Annotated in this window: 1 protein-coding gene; it reads right to left on the reverse strand. The window is 48.9% G+C overall.

From position 1 onward, the window contains the following. On the reverse strand, positions 1-247 hold a 247-nt coding region (locus F0L46_RS28025), incomplete at its 3' end, for a hypothetical protein (protein WP_149822452.1). Positions 248-274: the final 27 nt, after the last annotated feature.

The raw sequence follows: 274 nt of genomic DNA on the forward strand, positions 1-274 counted from the left end.
CGGGAGGCGAGTAGTTGAGGTAGACCAGTCCTGATGTTTTTGCAACGACGAATGTAGCAGCAGTGAATGCAATTCCAAAGAGGAGCACAGCATTGAAGCGACGTTGGTTGGCATCATGGTGCGACTGCCATGAGCCTTTGGGCACTGGTAATTCATCCATGGTGGGGGGCTTGAAGTGACCTTCGCCATGGTAGCGATGCACTGTTTGTTGGAAGAACCTAGATGCAATTTGGCGTGTTACGAACATTTTTATTGTAGCGCTCTTTGTGTAGTA

The sequence above is a fragment of the Salinarimonas soli genome, from assembly GCF_008386575.1.
Lineage (GTDB): Bacteria > Pseudomonadota > Alphaproteobacteria > Rhizobiales > Beijerinckiaceae > Salinarimonas_A > Salinarimonas_A soli.